This window comes from Glutamicibacter sp. 0426 (genome assembly GCF_001906485.1).
In the GTDB taxonomy this organism is placed as follows: Bacteria; Actinomycetota; Actinomycetes; order Actinomycetales; family Micrococcaceae; genus Glutamicibacter; species Glutamicibacter nicotianae.
In genome coordinates, this window is sequence record NZ_MPBI01000003.1 from 515028 (window position 1) to 529441 (window position 14414).

The following is a 14414-nucleotide window of genomic DNA, read 5'->3' on the forward strand; positions in this document are numbered from 1 at the left end:
TCAGTCCTTTTCCCGTGGTGGTCCGGTCCGGTCTGGCCGGCCATTCCCGTTGGGAGGAGCCGGGGAATCGCTGGTTGGCGAAGCATCCTCGGTTGGATCATCGGATTCGGATGGATCCGATGATTCGGACTCGCTAGACGATGGTTCTTCGGAAGGCTCGGGCGCTGGCGGTGCCTTGGCCACGGAAATCTTCACCAGGCTTCCCTGGGGCACGTCCTCGGAGGCTTCGGGGGACTGCTTGAACAGTGTTCCCTCGGCGTAGTCATCGGTTTCCACCTCAACGAACTGGACTTCCAGCCCGACATCATCTGCCGAGAGCTTTTCTTCAGCTTCCTCGCGGCTCATCTCGGTCACCACCGGAACGGTCACCATGCCGGTAGACAGGATCAAATCGACTTCGCTGCCGGCCTTCACCTTGGACCCCAGCTCAGGGCTGGTGCCGATGACCCAGTCGGTGGGAACCGTTGCAGAGTTCTCCCGGCTGACTTCGCCAACTTCCAGGCCTGCTTCGCGCAGGGCATCGCGGGCAGCTGTCTCGGACTGGTTCGCCAGATCCTCGGGAATCGTGCGCTGCTCTGAGCCGTCGGAGATGTACAGGGCGACCGTGGACTCCTTGGCGACCATGGATCCTGCTTCCGGATCGGTACGGGTCGCCTTGCCCTGTTCTACGTCATCGCTGAATTCGCGCTCTACACGCACCTGGAAGGTGTTATCGCGCAGCAATTCCCTTGCGTCGTCCTCGGACATTTCAAGGACCTCGGGTACTGCGATCGGGGCACGCTTTTCAGCTTCCGCCTGGATCGAGCGGATCACCAGGAAGCTGGCGATGCCCACGGCAATCAGGGCGATGACGGTCAGCAAGATGATCAGGCCGCGGTTGGACTTGTGCCGTGCAGGCGGCTCAGGTGCCTCGTCTTCCACGAAGACCGGGTGCTGGCTCGTTCGTGGCGCAGACTGCGCGATGAAGCCGGTTTCAGCCTCATGGTGGGTGCCGTAAATCGGCAAGGTGTAGGTGGATGGCTCCGGCTCGTCATCATGGAATTCGATGCCGTTCAGCGCATCCTCCAACGCCGAGGCGAAAGCTCCGGCGCTCTGGAACCGGTCGTCGCGTTCCTTGGAGAGGACCTTGGCGACAATTGGGTCGAAGATCGGGTCGACGCCGTGCTTGACCTCGCTTGGCGCCGAGGGAATCTCGCCAACGTGCTGGTAGGCGACCGACACCGGCGAATCGCCGGTAAATGGAGGCTGGTGGGTCACCAGCTCGTAGAACAGGCAGCCAACCGAGTAGATGTCCGAACGGAAATCGACCTGTTCGCCGCGGGCCTGCTCGGGCGAGAAATACTGGGCTGTCCCCACTACGGCAGCGGTCTGCGTCATGGTTGCCGACGTATCCAAGGCACGGGCAATGCCGAAATCCATCAGCTTCACGTGGCCGGAATCGGTCACCATCACATTGGCCGGCTTGATATCACGGTGGACGACGTTGTTGTTGTGCGAATGATCCAGGGCATCGCAAACGCCGCGGGTGATGTGCACTGCCACGGAGCCATCGACATCGCCCGCAGCGATTACCTGCTTCAGGGTACGTCCGGTCACGTATTCCATCACCATGAATGGCAGGCGTTCACGGTTGTACTCGGTGGCCGGCAGCTCGCCGGTGTCGTACACGGCAACGATATTCGGGTGGCTCAGGCCAGCGACGGCCTTGGCCTCACGGCGGAATCTATTGACCACCATGGGGTTGCCGGCGGTATCCGGGCGCAGCACCTTGACCGCCACCTTGCGCGACAGCACGTGGTCGGTGGCGAGATACACATCCGCCATGCCGCCACGGCCAATCAGCGATTCGATCTCATAGCGGTCGTTGATCATTCGCGGCAAGCCAGGAGGCAAAGCTTCGACTTCACTCATGGCGCTTCGCTTTGCTCCGGCTCTGCGGCTTCTGGGGATTCAGATGCCGACTCGGTGGCGGACCCGGTTGGCTCGGTTTCTTCTGGACCCGTGGAAATATCCAGGGTGATCGTGGTGCCCGGCTCGACTTCGCTGCCGGCGGGAACGTCCTGCGCCAGCACGGTGCCGGCGACGGATGGGTCGGGGCGTTCCTCGCCCTTGGCCACGGCCAGTCCAGCGTCCTGGATGCGCTTCTGCGCGGCTTCGAAGCTCATGCCGGTCACCGATGGCACGCCAACGGTTTCAGGGGCCATGGCATAGGTCACCGAAACGGTTTCGCCTTGTGCAACACTGCCGGTAGGGTTCAGGGAAATCACTTCGCGCGGCTCGTACTCGCTGGTTTCTTGCGGGGTCGCGTCAACGACCAGGCCCTTGCCCTCGAGTTCCGCGGTCACAGTGTCGATATCCTGGCCGATCAGCGACGCCGGAACATCTACATAGGTGACGGTTTCACTGGGGGTCGGCGATGGGGAGTCGGAGGTCTCCGAGGCTTCGGTGGTTTCCTCGGTCGGCTCGGTCGATTCCTCGGTTGGAGACGAGGAATCGGACAGCTCGGTGCTCTGCGTCGGCGACGACGTCGGCTGGTTGTCATTGTCGCTGCTCATGGCAGGGATCAGCCATGCCAGCAAGGCGATCACCGCAGCCAGCGCGATGATCACGATCAGCGGGACCAGCCACGGGCTGCGCTTGGCGCCAGCCTCGCGAGCAGGATCCTGGGTATCCACGTCCTCGTCATCGAATCCGCCGGCAGCGGCGCTGGAACCGGAGAAGCCGCTGGCATTGCGGGCAGGTTCCACCACGGTGGGCATGGCATTGGTCATGGTCGGGGCGGAATCGGCCTGCGGCACCGCCTGGGTGGCATCGTCATCCATGTTGACCACTTGGGTCGCGTCGGTGGCGATACCGGTGGCCAGCATGCCGGGAACCGCCAAGGTAGCGGTATTGGTGTCGCCGGCGCGCAGCGCATCTGCGGCCTTCGCCAGTGCGGTTGCATCCTTCGGGCGTTCCGACGGGTTCTTGGCCAGCATCGACATGATCAGCTGGCGAACCGGGGCCGGGATGGTGTCGGGCAGGGCAGGGGGAGCGTCGTTGACCTGTGCCAGGGCAATGGCGATCTGCGATTCGCCGGTGAACGGACGCCGTCCTGCCAGGCACTCGTAGCCGATGACGCCCAAGGCGTAGATGTCGGAGCTGCCGGTGGCAATCTGGCCGGTGGCCTGTTCCGGAGCCAGGTACTGGGCGGTGCCCATGACCTGTCCGGTGGCGGTCAGCGGAACCTGGTCGGCAAGGCGGGCAATGCCGAAGTCGGTGATCTTGACGACGCCCGAAGGCATCACCAGGATGTTGCCCGGCTTCACATCGCGGTGCACCAGGCCGTGCTCGTGGGCTGCTGCTAGCGCGCGGGCGGTCTGCGCGATCAGCGAGAGCGTGCGGTCCACCTCGAGTTTGCGCTCTCGTTCGATGATGGTGGACAGCGGCGGGCCGGGAACGAGTTCCATCACTAGATAGGCGGATCCCTGTTCCTCGCCGTAGTCGAAGACGCCAGCGATGCCGGGGTGATTCAGCAGAGCGGTGTGGCGTGCTTCCACGCGGAAACGCGTCAGGAAGCTCTCGTTGTCGGTGTATTCCTCTTTGAGGATCTTGATCGCTACCAGACGTCCAAGGACCTGGTCTCGCGCCTTCCAAACTTCGCCCATGCCGCCGATCGCAATGCGATCGGTCAGCTTGTAACGACCGCCCAAGGTGGTGCCGGTTACTGGCCTCACTTGTTGAACACCGCCTCTAACATCGTTTTCATCAGTGCACCCGCCGTGTTGTGGCCGGTGTCGTAATCTACGTCTTGGATATTGACCGTGATGGCCACCTGCGGATCATCGGCCGGCGCGAAACCGGTCATCCAGGAATTCACCATGCGGACTCCGTCCACTGAGGGTCGCTGCGAGGTGCCGGTCTTGGCACGGAAATCCACGCCGGGAACCCGGGCGTTCATCGCTGTACCGCGCAGCACCGGGCCTTCCATCAGCTCGGTGAGCTGTTCGGCAACTTCCGGGGTGGTGGCCGTGGAGAACTTCTCCGGCTTCGGATCCTCAATCACCCGCAGATCCGGCGCAATGACCTTGTCGATCAGGTTCGGCTTCATGATCACGCCGTCGTTGGCGATGGCCATGGCAACCATGTTCATCTGCAGCGGGGTAGCCTTGTTTTCCCATTCACCGATGGCCATCTGCGCCATCTGTGCTTCAGATGCCTCGGCCGACGGGAACTCGCTCGGCACGACATTCTGCGGGATGTTCAGCTGCTGGCCGTAGCCGAAGCGCTCGGCCACCTCGGTGAAGGCATCCTTGCCGACTGTCTGGCTGATCTCGATGAACGGGGTGTTGCAGCTCTGCGCGAAGATGAACTCGAGCTTGGCGCGGGTGTCGCGCGCGCAGATGCCCTCGTTGAAGTTGTTCAATGGCTTGTTCGTATGCGGATAATTCTTCGATACCGGGTTGTCGATGGGGGTGTCCATGTCGAACTTGCCGGATTCCAGCGCCGCGACGGTGCTGATGATCTTGAACGATGATCCGGGAGTGATCAAGCTGCTGATGGCCGGATTCCGGTAGGGGCTCAGGCCATCGATGTTGCTGATTTCCTTCAGGTTCTCGGCCGCCTTGGCGGTCGAGTGCACCGCCAGCCGGTTCGTGTTATAGCTAGGCTTGGAAGCCATCGCCAGGATGTCGCCGGTCTTCGGATTGGTCACGATGATCGTGGCCTTCAGGCCCTCAGGGATCGCTTCGAAGGCAGTCTTCTGCAGCTGGCCGTCAATGGTCAGCTCGACCGAGGCGCCCTCGGAACGGGTGCCGGTGAACATGGCAGAGAGCCGGTCGAAGAGCAGATCCGAGCTCGTGCCGGTCAACCAGTCATTCAACTGCGATTCGAGCTGAGTGGTGCCGTTGGCCAGCGAATAGTAGCCAGTCAGGTGGGCGTAGGTTTCCGCGTCGTTGTACACGCGCTGGAATTCGAATTGGCCGTCATCGGTCGGTACCGATTCGGCAATCGGCTTGCCGTCAACCAGGATCGCCCCGCGGGGCAGGTCGAACTCGCGGTAGAGCTCACGCTTGTTCAGCGCATTCTCCGAGAGCGACTCGGCGTCGAAGAACTGGATATAGCTCAAACCGCCCAGGCAGATGACGAACAGGACGGTTAGCGCAACCCAAACGCGCTTGATTGCATGATTCACTTCTTCGTCACCGCCTTGGTGCTTGAGGTAAGGGTCGTGCTGGCAGATGCGAATTCATCGGTTGGTCCTACGCCGCCGGTCTTCGGGCGGCGCGAGTTGTGGGAGATCAATAGCAGCAGCGAGATGATGATCCAGTTCGCCAGCAGCGAGGAGCCGCCAGCTGCCATGAATGGCGTGGCCAGGCCGGTCAGCGGGATCAGCCGGGTAACGCCGCCGATGATCACGATGCACTGCAGGCCCAGGGTGAAGGACAACCCGGCAGCCAGCAGCTTGCCGAAGCTATCGGCAGACCCCAGGGCGGCGCGCAGGCCGCGGGAGATCAGCAGCATGTAGAGCAGGATGATGGCTGACACGCCGATCAGGCCGATTTCCTCCCCGAAGGAGGCAATGATCATGTCCGAGTTGGCCAGCGGCACCCGGTATGGCGAACCAGCGCCCAGGCCGGTGCCGAACAGGCCGCCGTCGGCCATGCCGAACAGGCCCTCGACGATCTGCATGCTGCCGCCTGTGGCCTGGTAGATCTCAGGGTCGAAGGCATTTAGCCACACGTCCAGGCGGCGGGTCACGTGGCCCATGGTCAGGCCCGCGACCACGCCGCCGGCGACAACCATCAAGGCGCCAATGAGCACCCAGGAGATCCGGGCAGTGGCCACATAGATCATCACGATGAACAGGCCGAAGAAGAGGATCGCGGAGCCGAGGTCGCGCTGCACCACGAGCACGCCGATGGACAGCAGCCAGGCAATCACCATCGGAGCCATGTCGCGCAGGCGAGGCAGCTGCAGCGGCCCGAATTTGCGTCCGGCCATCAGGATCAAGTCGCGGTTCGACGAGAGATACCCGGCGAAGAAGATCGACAGGGTGATCTTCGCGAGTTCGCCTGGCTGCAAGGAGAACATTCCCATGCGGATCCAGATTCGGGCGCCGTTAATGGTTACGCCGAGCCCTGGAATCAGCGGAAGCAAGAGCAGGACAATGGATGCCAGCAGGGCGATATAGGTGAAGCGCCGCAGTATCCGGTGATCCTTGATGGCCCAGAGGACTACCGATGCAATGACGATTGCAATGGCTGTCCACAGCAGCTGGCGAGCCGACTGTGAAGTTCCTTTTGCCAAGTCAATGCGGTGAATCATGGCTAGGCCAAGGGAATTCAACGCAATCGTGATCGGAAGTATTACCGGGTCAGCATATTTTGCGAAGATGCGCAGCAGCACGTGGACCGTGAGGGACAGCCCCGCCAGGATGCTCATCTGCACGTAGAAATCGGTATTGTCGACGTCCTCGGTGGAGCTGCCGACAAGATAAAACGCGGCACCTCCGACGCACAGGGCAAGAAGCACCAGCAGCAGCTCGAGATTGCGCCGAGGCACCGGTGCGGTTTGCACTTCGGTCATTGCATTATCTCCTGGCAGTAGGCGGGCAGTTCGAGCTGGTTGGCGGAATCCGAGGATCCGGGAACGGTGACCGGGCAGTTCTGCTTCGCGGTGACCAGAAGTTCCTGGATGATCATCTGGGCATGCTGCTGGTTCTCGGCCGAGATGGTCGACTCAACGCGCTGGCGCGAATACTCCGGCAGGGCTTCCAGCGGCACCTTGCTGACGGTGTCGACTTCGGAGAGCGAGATCGGCCCAAGTTCTTGCGGGACGCCCTTGTAGATGGCGACCTTGCCATCAACGGCGCCCACGAAGTACTGGGTTTGGGTCCACATGTAGCCCCAGACGGCCAGGGCTACGACGAGGAAGGCCGTGAGGGTCAGCAGGATCGGCATCAGCCAGCGTCGATGCTGCACCGGAGCTTCCAGCGGATCGAGCACCTCGCCGGCAGCCGGGGAACGGTGGGTCAGCAAGGCTGCAGCGCGTCGTTCGCCGGTGTGCTGGGTAACCACCGGGATTTGCCCGGTCTGCGTTGCCAGCTGGGCTGCGCCCACCAGCAGGTGGGGGCGCTGGGAAATCTCATGGCGAAGCAGCGATGCGCTGGCTTCGACATCTCCTTCGGCGGCGATGGTGAGCTGGCCGGTATCCGGCGCGGGCTCCGGCTCGGCCGGCGCCTCGCCGTCAAGGGCGGAGTTCTCGATGACCTCGAACATCACCACGGTGACATTATCCGGTGCGCCATTCTTCAGCGTGATGGCAACCAGGTCGTTGACCGCTTCATCCATGTCGGCGGTGGTGCGGATGATCTGCTCGATCACCGGAACCGGCACCGCGTCGGTGAGTCCGTCGGAGCACAGCATCCAGCGTTCGCCCGGTTCTGCCGTGAATTTCTCGACATCCAGCTCGGGGGACGCGTCCGAGTCGCCGAGCACGCGCAAAAGCACATTCTTATGCGGGTGGACCTCGGCTTCGGCCGGCTTGATTCGGCCTTCGTCGACGAGCCGCTGGACAAAGGTGTGGTCCTTGCTGATCTGCTCGAACTCACCGTGCTTCAAGCGGTAGGCGCGGGAGTCGCCGATGTGCGCCATGTGCAGGGTGTCGCCCGAGAGCAGCAGGGAAGTGACGGTCGTGCCCATGCCCGACAGCTTCGGATTGGCGCCGACGAGTTCATTGAGCACCAGATTGGCGGCCTGGATTTCGTCCGGCAACGCATTCTGCGGATCCGCGGTGGCTTCGTGGTCCAGATGCACCAGATCGAGCACGGTAGAGGCCGAAGCGACGTCGCCGCCGACGTGTCCGCCCATGCCGTCGGCAAGGACCGCCAGGTACTCGCCGGCATAGGCCGAGTCGTCATTCTTCTTGCGCACCCGGCCAACGTCGGATTTCGCGGCAAATTTGAGTTTGAGGGCCATAGGCTAGGCCTTCAATTCCAGGACAGTCTTCCCGATGCGGATTCGCTGGCCGGGCTCCACTGCCTGGGCGCGTGAGAGCTGGTTGTCCCCCACGAAGGTTCCGTTGGTTGAACCGAGATCCTCGATGAACCAGCGTGATCCCTGGGGGAACAGGCGGGCATGGCGTCCCGAAGCGTAGTCGTCATCGAGAACTACGGTGGCATCCTGGGCGCGGCCGAACATGATCGGCTGGCCGCGTAGCGGAATGCTGCTGCCAGCCAGCGGGCCCTCGACGACTTCCAATGAGGTGGCCGCCTTGCGCGCGGGGACTTCTGGTTCCGCCAGTTCCGGGTTCTTCTTCAGTTCACGAGCGCTGGGCTTGCCGGTGCGGGCCCGTGAACCGATAGCCAAGTCGCGGCGCATCGATCCGACAACGCTTAAAACGAGCAGCCAGATGAGGACCAAAAAGCCCAATCGGAACAGGCTTAGAACCAGATCGTTCACGCGCGGCCTCCGTTGTTCGAGGTAATCAGCCGGAAGACGATTTTCGTCTGTCCGATAGTAATGACCGAACCGTCAAATATACGGGTTTCTTCCGAAATCTTCTTGCCGTCCACGTAGGTTCCGTTGGTTGAACCCAGATCGGTGACGACGAAACTGGTCTTGCCACGGGTTTCGACACGAGCGTGCTGCCGGGAAACGCCGGAGTCGTCCACCGGAATATCGGTGCTGGCCGAACGGCCCAGCACGATCGAGTGGTGATGCAGGGCGTACCTCTGACCGGCAACCTCAAGGATGGCCTGCTTCTGCACGGGCCTCTTGGGGATCTCTGCAATCGGACGCACCGTTGGGCGTGGCTGCGCGGTGGTTGGAGGGGTTGCTGATGGAGCTGCCGGTGCCGCTGGCGCGGATGCCCGCTCCTTGACCGGTGCCGAAGCCGCTGGGCGTGAGCTGGATTCCTTGACCGAGCTGGAGATTTCCATCTCACCGGGCTTGAAATCATCATTGGAGACGAAATGGATCATGATGTCGCCATGAACTGAATAGTCCTGGGTGGCGGCATGCTCGGCGGTGACCTTTGCCATTTCATTGACGACACCCTGGCCCCAGCCCTTGGCGGTGTTGTAGTCCTTGGTGCTCAGCGAGACTACGAAGTCATTGGCCGCAAGGCTGCGGCCTTCGCTAATCGGCATGATTCCGCGGTCCATGTCATTGCGTAGCGCGGTAGTCAGTTCGACTGGCTTTAGATCTGCGGTGCTGGTGCCACGAAAGAAGCTAGTGACGACCTTCTCTAAGCCGCGTTCGACATTGTCGAGAAAGCCCATTATTCGTGCTCCTTCCTTAGGGTCCATGGCTGGTTATTACGAGCCTGCGGTCATCCTTTCCGAGCTATGAACGCAGAACTTCATATTCGATCTTACTGTTTTCAGCTGTGCAAATGCCGAAAAATCCTTGAACGGCTCAAGTGCGTCAGTATCAACGATAAAGGCACTAAAAAGGTTTCCCATGTGTCGCTAGCCACAAATGGGGGTTTCGATTAGGTGAACGGAAAATGTGTGTGTAAGCTATTTCTTGTTGCAAAGAACGAAGGCAACGAAAACAGAATAAGCGCGAGTGGCGGAATTGGTAGACGCGCTGGCTTCAGGTGCCAGTGATCGCAAGGTCGTGGGGGTTCAAGTCCCCCCTCGCGCACAAATGGAAAATAACCCTTGATCTTCGGATCGAGGGTTATTTTCTTGATTAAAAGCGCAACTGAATCGTTATCTTCCAAGGTGTGTCAGCTTGCTGGAGATCCACTGACCTTGATGCCCCGGCGCTTCAGCAACGCAGCCAGCACCCCATCGCCTGCAACAAGTTTTCCGGAATGCGAGCCATCGTAGATGCTCCCGCAGCCGCAGGAAGGGCTGCGATCCTGCAAAATCGCTTCGGTGATGCCCTCGCGCTGGACCAAATCTGCGACCTTCTGGGCTCCAGCCACGAACTGCCGGCTGACATCCTCGCCGTTGACATCGAGAACGGCGGCCCGCCCTTCGAGCACGTCGTTGCCATCGCCGCCGGAAATCTCTGCTGGCGGGCGCGGGGTGCTCAGTTCGCCTAATTCCTCGGCGCAGGCAGCAACAGCATCTCCTCGTGCCACAGCTTCGACGATCGCCGGGTTGGCCTTGGCCTTGCCGTTATAGCGGCAAGGGATGCCAGCAAGGCAGGAACTGACGAGCACCGGGCGTTGGATCATGACAGCAGTCTAGCCACGTGGAAGCTGGATGCGGCTGTGCCATAGACTGCCCTTAAGCAACTGAAAGGGCTGATTCTGGTGCCAGCATCCAATGAAATCCTCGAACTGCAGGGAACTGTAGATCTGGTCAATGACCGGAAAATTCTCCGATTCGACCAGGAATCAAGCGACAAGTTGCCAAGCCGAGGACAGGTCGCGGTAGAACTTCTCCAGGCGCATGAGGGGCATACGGTCGTGATTGATCCCGACGGGCGCCGTGGCCACTGGCTGGCTCTCGATAGCCAGGGGATGCCGCAGCTATCGGCCGACGCAGGGGAGCAGGTGCAATTGGCGGCTCGCGTTGCCGGAACCTGGCCGGAAGCAAGGATCCCGCAGGACTTGGCCGGAGCCCTGGATGACGCCGATGATCTGGAAGAGGTGTGGGCGGGGCTCACCCCGATGGCCCGCTGGGAATGGGTCCGCTGGGTCGAAGCGACCAAGAACCCTTCCACGCGTGAACGCCGAGTGGATGTCAGCATTTCCAAGCTGCGCGATGGCAAGCGCCGCCCGTGCTGCTTCGACTTGTCCTCGTGCACCGATCCCGGGGTGTCAAAGAGCGGAAAGCTCATCCAGTAGCGGAAGGCTTCGTGCGGCAGATTCGATGCCGGACCCCGGAGGGGGTGGCGGGCCGGTAAAGAGGCTGAGCACTCCGCTGGACATGACGATCAGGCCCAGGGCAACGAGCAGGGCGATGATTGCCGTGGCCTTGGCAGGCCATTTGCGCATGTTCATCGGTTAGCCTCCTGCGTTTTCCAGTGTCGATCCGCGGACAACCAGTGAACTTGGCAGCATGGTCTGCAGTGGATCAGGGGATTTCCCATCGAGCAGCGCACGCAGTTTCAGTGCGGCTTGGCGCCCGACTTCCTGGGCATTGAGTTCCACGGTGGTGATGGATGGGTTGGAAGTCGCCGAGTAGGGCAGATCGTCGAATCCGGCCACCGCAAGCTGCTGCGGGATGCTGAGGCCAAGCTGGCGGGAGGCATGCAGCACGCCGAACGCGTGGTTGTCGGTTGCGCATCCCAGCGCGGTTACGCCGGCTTCCCGCCACGTGGGCCAGTGCTGGCTGAAAGCCGCCGAAGCCGCGGCGACGTCGATCATCGAGCTGGCGACAGAAGCAGGCAGGACCTCGATGCCGTATTCCTTGGCCGCTGCCAAGAACGCTTCGCGGCGCACGGCCAAGGTCTCGGTGCCGGTGCTCGCATCCAGGTAGGCGGCCCTGGTGTGTCCTTGTGCGGCGAAATGGGCTGCGACATCCCGCGCGCCCTGGGCGACATCCATATTCACTGCGGGAATCGCCGGATCGATGCCCGGGGCATCCAGGGCCACCAGGGGAAGGGTGCTGGAGATTTCTTCGAGGAAGTCCTGGCTCGGGGCATGGACCAGCAGCCCGGCCGGGCGAAGACCCATGATCTTCCTGGTCTCGCTGGCACTGGGGGAGACTCCGGCATCGGTGACCGAGAGCAGCAGCTGGTAGTCGCTGGCCAGGACCGAGCGCACGCCGGCGATGACCTTGGCGAAGAACGGGTTGGAGATGTCCGGGGCCACCAGGACGACCAGCGAGCTGACGCCCTTGGCCAGCGAGCTGCCGATGCTGTCGACGAAGTAGCCCAGCTCGCGAATCGACTCGCGCACGCGCTGTTCATTCGCGGCCGATACCCGGCCCGCTGATTTTCCGTTGGCAACAAGTGAGACCGTTGCGGTGGAAACGCCGGCGTGTTCGGCGACCATTGCTGCGGTGACGCGGCGCGGAGCGCGCGAGTTGCCGGACTTTTCACCATTCTTCATGGCTCCATCGTAGTCGGAATCGCGGTGCGCCACCGCTTTTAGTTAAGCGCTTGACGAAAGTGCGCGGGCGCGAAAGAATTATCAATGGATGACTATCCGCCCTCCACGACTTAGCTGCCGGCCGTCAGCCGGCAGAGCGAAAGAAGAATCCATGACCCAGGACAGCAATGCCCCGCGCAAGATCATTTTGGACTGCGACCCGGGCCATGACGACGCCGTGGCAATGATTCTTGCCCATGGCAATCCAAAAATCGAGCTGCTGGCGGTGACCACCGTGGCCGGCAACCAGACCCTGGACAAGGTCACTGCCAACGCGCTGGCCGTCGGCACCATCGCCGGGATCACCGGCATTCCCTTCGCGGCAGGCTGCGCCCGCCCGCTGGTGCGCGAGGTGGAAACCGCCGGAGAGGTCCACGGGGATTCCGGGATGGACGGACCAGCGCAGCCGGAATCGAGCATCGAGCTTGATGAACGCCACGCAGTGGACGTCATCATCGATCTGGTGATGAGCCATGAACCCGGTGAAATCACCCTGGTGCCCACCGGCGCCTTGACCAATATCGCCTTGGCCGCCCGGAAGGAACCGCGCATCGTCGAACGCGTGCGCGAAGTGGTGCTGATGGGCGGCGGCTACCACACCGGCAACTGGTCGGCGGTGGCTGAATTCAATATCAAGATCGACCCCGAGGCAGCGCACATCGTCTTCAACGAGGCCTGGCCGGTAGTCATGGTCGGCTTGGACCTGACCCACCAGGCGCTGGCCACCACCGAGGTGGTCGAGCGCATCGAGAAGATCGGCACCGGGCCATCGACCTTCGTGCGCGAGCTGATGGACTTCTTCGCCCAGGCCTACCGCGACCACCAAGGCTTCGACGCGCCGCCGGTGCATGACCCGTGCGCCGTGGCCTACGTGATCGACCCGGATGTGGTGCGTACCGTCAAGGCGCCGGTGAGCGTCGAGCTGCGTGGCGAGCTGACCTTGGGAATGACAGTCACGGACTTCCGTGCGCCGGCTTCCGCCGACTGCAATACCTCGGTGGCAGTGGACCTGGACCACGAAGGCTTCTGGAATCTGGTGGTAGACGCGCTGGAATGTATCGGCGAGGTCACGCTCGGAAAATAGAACGACTTTGCGCAATGTGGGGCAGGTCAATGCCAATCGCGCCTAGACCTGCATAAACTGGAGGGAATCGCAGAACAGGAGGCGCCATGGCGGAAAAAACCCCGCACCAGAACGTGACTTTCCCTTCTTCAGGTACGCAAGCGCACGGCTATCTCGCATTGCCCGAGTCCGGCAAGGGCCCCGGAGTGATTGTGATCCAGGAATGGTGGGGGCTGACCGACCATATCCGCGATGTGGCAGACCGGCTGGCGGCGCAGGGTTTCGTGGCGCTGGCCCCGGACCTCTATGGCGGCTGGATCACGCATGACGGCGAGGAAGCCGGGCAGATGATGTCCGAGCTTCCGGAAGCCGTTGGCGCCCAGCTGCTGGGCGGTGCAGTGGACTACCTGCTGGCCAATGAGCATGTCACCAGCCAGAAGCTTGGCGTCATCGGCTTCTGCATGGGTGGCGGATTCGTGCTGCAGATGGCAGCCCAGCAGGGCGATAGGATTGCCGCGGCCGTGCCTTTCTACGGCATCGGCCAGGGCGTACCCAACAATTTTTCCGGTGTCCGCGCCGCCATCCAGGGACATTACGCGAACCTGGACCAGATGTATCCGCCAGAGCAGGCCAAGGCCCAGGAAGAGCAGATCCGCCGGGAATCAGGCGCGGAAGTCCAGTACTTCTACTACGACGCCAATCATGCGTTCCACAACGACGAGAATCCCGCCGGCAACTACGATCCCGAGCGGGCGGCCATCGCATGGCAGCGCGCCGTGGACTTTTTGCAAGCAAAAGTGGCCTGAAGGCCATAAAGTGTTACCCATCACTTAAAGCATCACTCATATGAAGGAGAACAATATGTCTGAAACCATCATCGTAGGCGTCGACGGTTCCGAAACCGCACAGCGCGCTGCCCGCCGCGCCGCAGAACTCGCCGTCAAGCTGGACGCTGACCTGGTGGTCATCACCGCTCACGCATCGGATAACACCGAGGTCGTTTCCATCGGTTCCGATACCTGGATCCTGGACGACGCAGAGCAGGCCCGCAAGCTCGCACAGCGCGTGGCCAACGACGTGAAGAACGCCGTTCCAGGCGTGAAGGTCACCGCTGCAGCCGGCCACGGCAAGCCAGGCGACGTGCTGATCTCCGACGCCGAGGACCGCAAGGCTTCGATGATCGTCGTCGGCAACGTCGGCATGAAGGGCCTGGGCCGCGTGCTCGGTTCCGTTGCTTCCTCGGTAGCCCACTCGGCACCATGCGACGTGCTGGTCGTGAAGACCGACAAGTAGGCCTCCAAGCTTGCGCAAGCGCAGG

The 14414-nt window shown here is 62.0% G+C and carries 14 protein-coding genes and 1 tRNA gene; 5 read left to right on the forward strand and 10 right to left on the reverse strand.

Annotated features, from left to right (window positions below; genetic code table 11):
• The 7 genes from pknB to BKX98_RS10735 are packed head-to-tail and all read right to left on the reverse strand — an operon-like array spanning nucleotide 1 to nucleotide 9262.
• The gene (pknB, locus tag BKX98_RS10705; RefSeq protein ID WP_073707193.1) at nucleotides 1-1911 is read right to left on the reverse strand and encodes a Stk1 family PASTA domain-containing Ser/Thr kinase; all 1911 of its coding nucleotides are present in this window, start codon (nucleotides 1909-1911) and stop codon (nucleotides 1-3) included.
• The gene (locus BKX98_RS10710; RefSeq protein WP_038992714.1) at nucleotides 1908-3716 is read right to left on the reverse strand and encodes a protein kinase; all 1809 of its coding nucleotides are present in this window, start codon (nucleotides 3714-3716) and stop codon (nucleotides 1908-1910) included. The genes pknB and BKX98_RS10710 overlap by 4 nt, the downstream gene beginning before the upstream one ends.
• Nucleotides 3713-5173, reverse strand: coding sequence for a penicillin-binding protein 2 (locus tag BKX98_RS10715; protein WP_038992712.1), 1461 nt, complete (start codon nucleotides 5171-5173; stop codon nucleotides 3713-3715). Before BKX98_RS10715 ends, BKX98_RS10710 begins: the two co-directional genes overlap by 4 nt.
• A complete protein-coding gene (locus tag BKX98_RS10720; RefSeq protein WP_073707194.1) occupies nucleotides 5170-6567 on the reverse strand; it encodes an FtsW/RodA/SpoVE family cell cycle protein in 1398 nt (465 codons plus the stop codon). The genes BKX98_RS10715 and BKX98_RS10720 overlap by 4 nt, the downstream gene beginning before the upstream one ends.
• On the reverse strand, nucleotides 6564-7958 hold the full coding sequence (locus BKX98_RS10725; RefSeq protein WP_073707195.1) for a PP2C family serine/threonine-protein phosphatase: 1395 nt from the start codon (nucleotides 7956-7958) through the stop codon (nucleotides 6564-6566). The genes BKX98_RS10720 and BKX98_RS10725 overlap by 4 nt, the downstream gene beginning before the upstream one ends.
• A 3-nt stretch (nucleotides 7959-7961) precedes the next feature.
• On the reverse strand, nucleotides 7962-8441 hold the full coding sequence (locus BKX98_RS10730) for an FHA domain-containing protein (RefSeq protein WP_038992707.1): 480 nt from the start codon (nucleotides 8439-8441) through the stop codon (nucleotides 7962-7964).
• Nucleotides 8438-9262, reverse strand: a complete 825-nt coding sequence (locus BKX98_RS10735; RefSeq protein WP_038992705.1) for a DUF3662 and FHA domain-containing protein — start codon at nucleotides 9260-9262, stop codon at nucleotides 8438-8440. Before BKX98_RS10735 ends, BKX98_RS10730 begins: the two co-directional genes overlap by 4 nt.
• Nucleotides 9263-9545: 283 nt before the next feature.
• Here BKX98_RS10735 and BKX98_RS10740 point away from each other — a divergent pair.
• Nucleotides 9546-9629 (forward strand) — tRNA-Leu (locus BKX98_RS10740).
• An 85-nt stretch (nucleotides 9630-9714) separates the two neighbouring features.
• Here BKX98_RS10740 and BKX98_RS10745 read toward each other — a convergent pair.
• Entirely contained in the window at nucleotides 9715-10170 is a 456-nt protein-coding gene (locus tag BKX98_RS10745; RefSeq protein WP_038992703.1) for a DUF523 domain-containing protein, read from the reverse strand.
• Between the two features lie 78 nt (nucleotides 10171-10248).
• Between BKX98_RS10745 and BKX98_RS10750 the strand changes: the two genes are divergently transcribed.
• Complete coding sequence (locus BKX98_RS10750) at nucleotides 10249-10785, forward strand: YdeI/OmpD-associated family protein (protein WP_073707196.1); 537 nt, start codon at nucleotides 10249-10251, stop codon at nucleotides 10783-10785.
• On the opposite strand, the gene BKX98_RS10755 is transcribed toward BKX98_RS10750, so the two are convergent.
• Nucleotides 10759-10941 (reverse strand): hypothetical protein, encoded by a 183-nt coding sequence (locus tag BKX98_RS10755; protein WP_073707197.1) that lies wholly within the window; start codon nucleotides 10939-10941, stop codon nucleotides 10759-10761. The genes BKX98_RS10750 and BKX98_RS10755 overlap by 27 nt on opposite strands.
• A 3-nt stretch (nucleotides 10942-10944) precedes the next feature.
• Nucleotides 10945-11994, reverse strand: coding sequence for a LacI family DNA-binding transcriptional regulator (locus tag BKX98_RS10760; RefSeq protein WP_073707198.1), 1050 nt, complete (start codon nucleotides 11992-11994; stop codon nucleotides 10945-10947).
• A 151-nt stretch (nucleotides 11995-12145) separates the two neighbouring features.
• Here BKX98_RS10760 and BKX98_RS10765 point away from each other — a divergent pair, with 151 nt between their 5' ends.
• The 3 genes from BKX98_RS10765 (at nucleotide 12146) to BKX98_RS10775 (ending at nucleotide 14389) form a co-directional block, all read left to right on the forward strand.
• Nucleotides 12146-13117: a nucleoside hydrolase gene (locus BKX98_RS10765; protein ID WP_073707199.1), complete on the forward strand. Its 972-nt coding sequence runs from the start codon at nucleotides 12146-12148 to the stop codon at nucleotides 13115-13117.
• Nucleotides 13118-13203: 86 nt separating this feature from the next.
• Nucleotides 13204-13902 carry a dienelactone hydrolase family protein gene (locus tag BKX98_RS10770; RefSeq protein WP_073707200.1) on the forward strand — a complete coding sequence of 233 codons (699 nt, stop codon included), beginning with the start codon at nucleotides 13204-13206 and terminating at the stop codon, nucleotides 13900-13902.
• A gap of 55 nt (nucleotides 13903-13957) precedes the next feature.
• The gene (locus BKX98_RS10775) at nucleotides 13958-14389 is read left to right on the forward strand and encodes a universal stress protein (RefSeq protein WP_073707201.1); all 432 of its coding nucleotides are present in this window, start codon (nucleotides 13958-13960) and stop codon (nucleotides 14387-14389) included.
• Nucleotides 14390-14414 lie beyond the last annotated feature (25 nt).

Coding starts and splice junctions, on each gene's coding strand:
- BKX98_RS10755 (WP_073707197.1), bottom strand. CDS start 10,941: ATGAACATGCGCAAATGGCCTGCCAAGGCCACGGCAATCATCGCCCTG.
- BKX98_RS10775 (WP_073707201.1), top strand. CDS start 13,958: ATGTCTGAAACCATCATCGTAGGCGTCGACGGTTCCGAAACCGCACAG.
- BKX98_RS10725 (WP_073707195.1), bottom strand. CDS start 7,958: ATGGCCCTCAAACTCAAATTTGCCGCGAAATCCGACGTTGGCCGGGTG.
- BKX98_RS10745 (WP_038992703.1), bottom strand. CDS start 10,170: ATGATCCAACGCCCGGTGCTCGTCAGTTCCTGCCTTGCTGGCATCCCT.
- BKX98_RS10765 (WP_073707199.1), top strand. CDS start 12,146: ATGACCCAGGACAGCAATGCCCCGCGCAAGATCATTTTGGACTGCGAC.
- BKX98_RS10770 (WP_073707200.1), top strand. CDS start 13,204: ATGGCGGAAAAAACCCCGCACCAGAACGTGACTTTCCCTTCTTCAGGT.
- pknB (WP_073707193.1), bottom strand. CDS start 1,911: ATGAGTGAAGTCGAAGCTTTGCCTCCTGGCTTGCCGCGAATGATCAAC.
- BKX98_RS10735 (WP_038992705.1), bottom strand. CDS start 9,262: ATGGGCTTTCTCGACAATGTCGAACGCGGCTTAGAGAAGGTCGTCACT.
- BKX98_RS10760 (WP_073707198.1), bottom strand. CDS start 11,994: ATGAAGAATGGTGAAAAGTCCGGCAACTCGCGCGCTCCGCGCCGCGTC.
- BKX98_RS10720 (WP_073707194.1), bottom strand. CDS start 6,567: ATGACCGAAGTGCAAACCGCACCGGTGCCTCGGCGCAATCTCGAGCTG.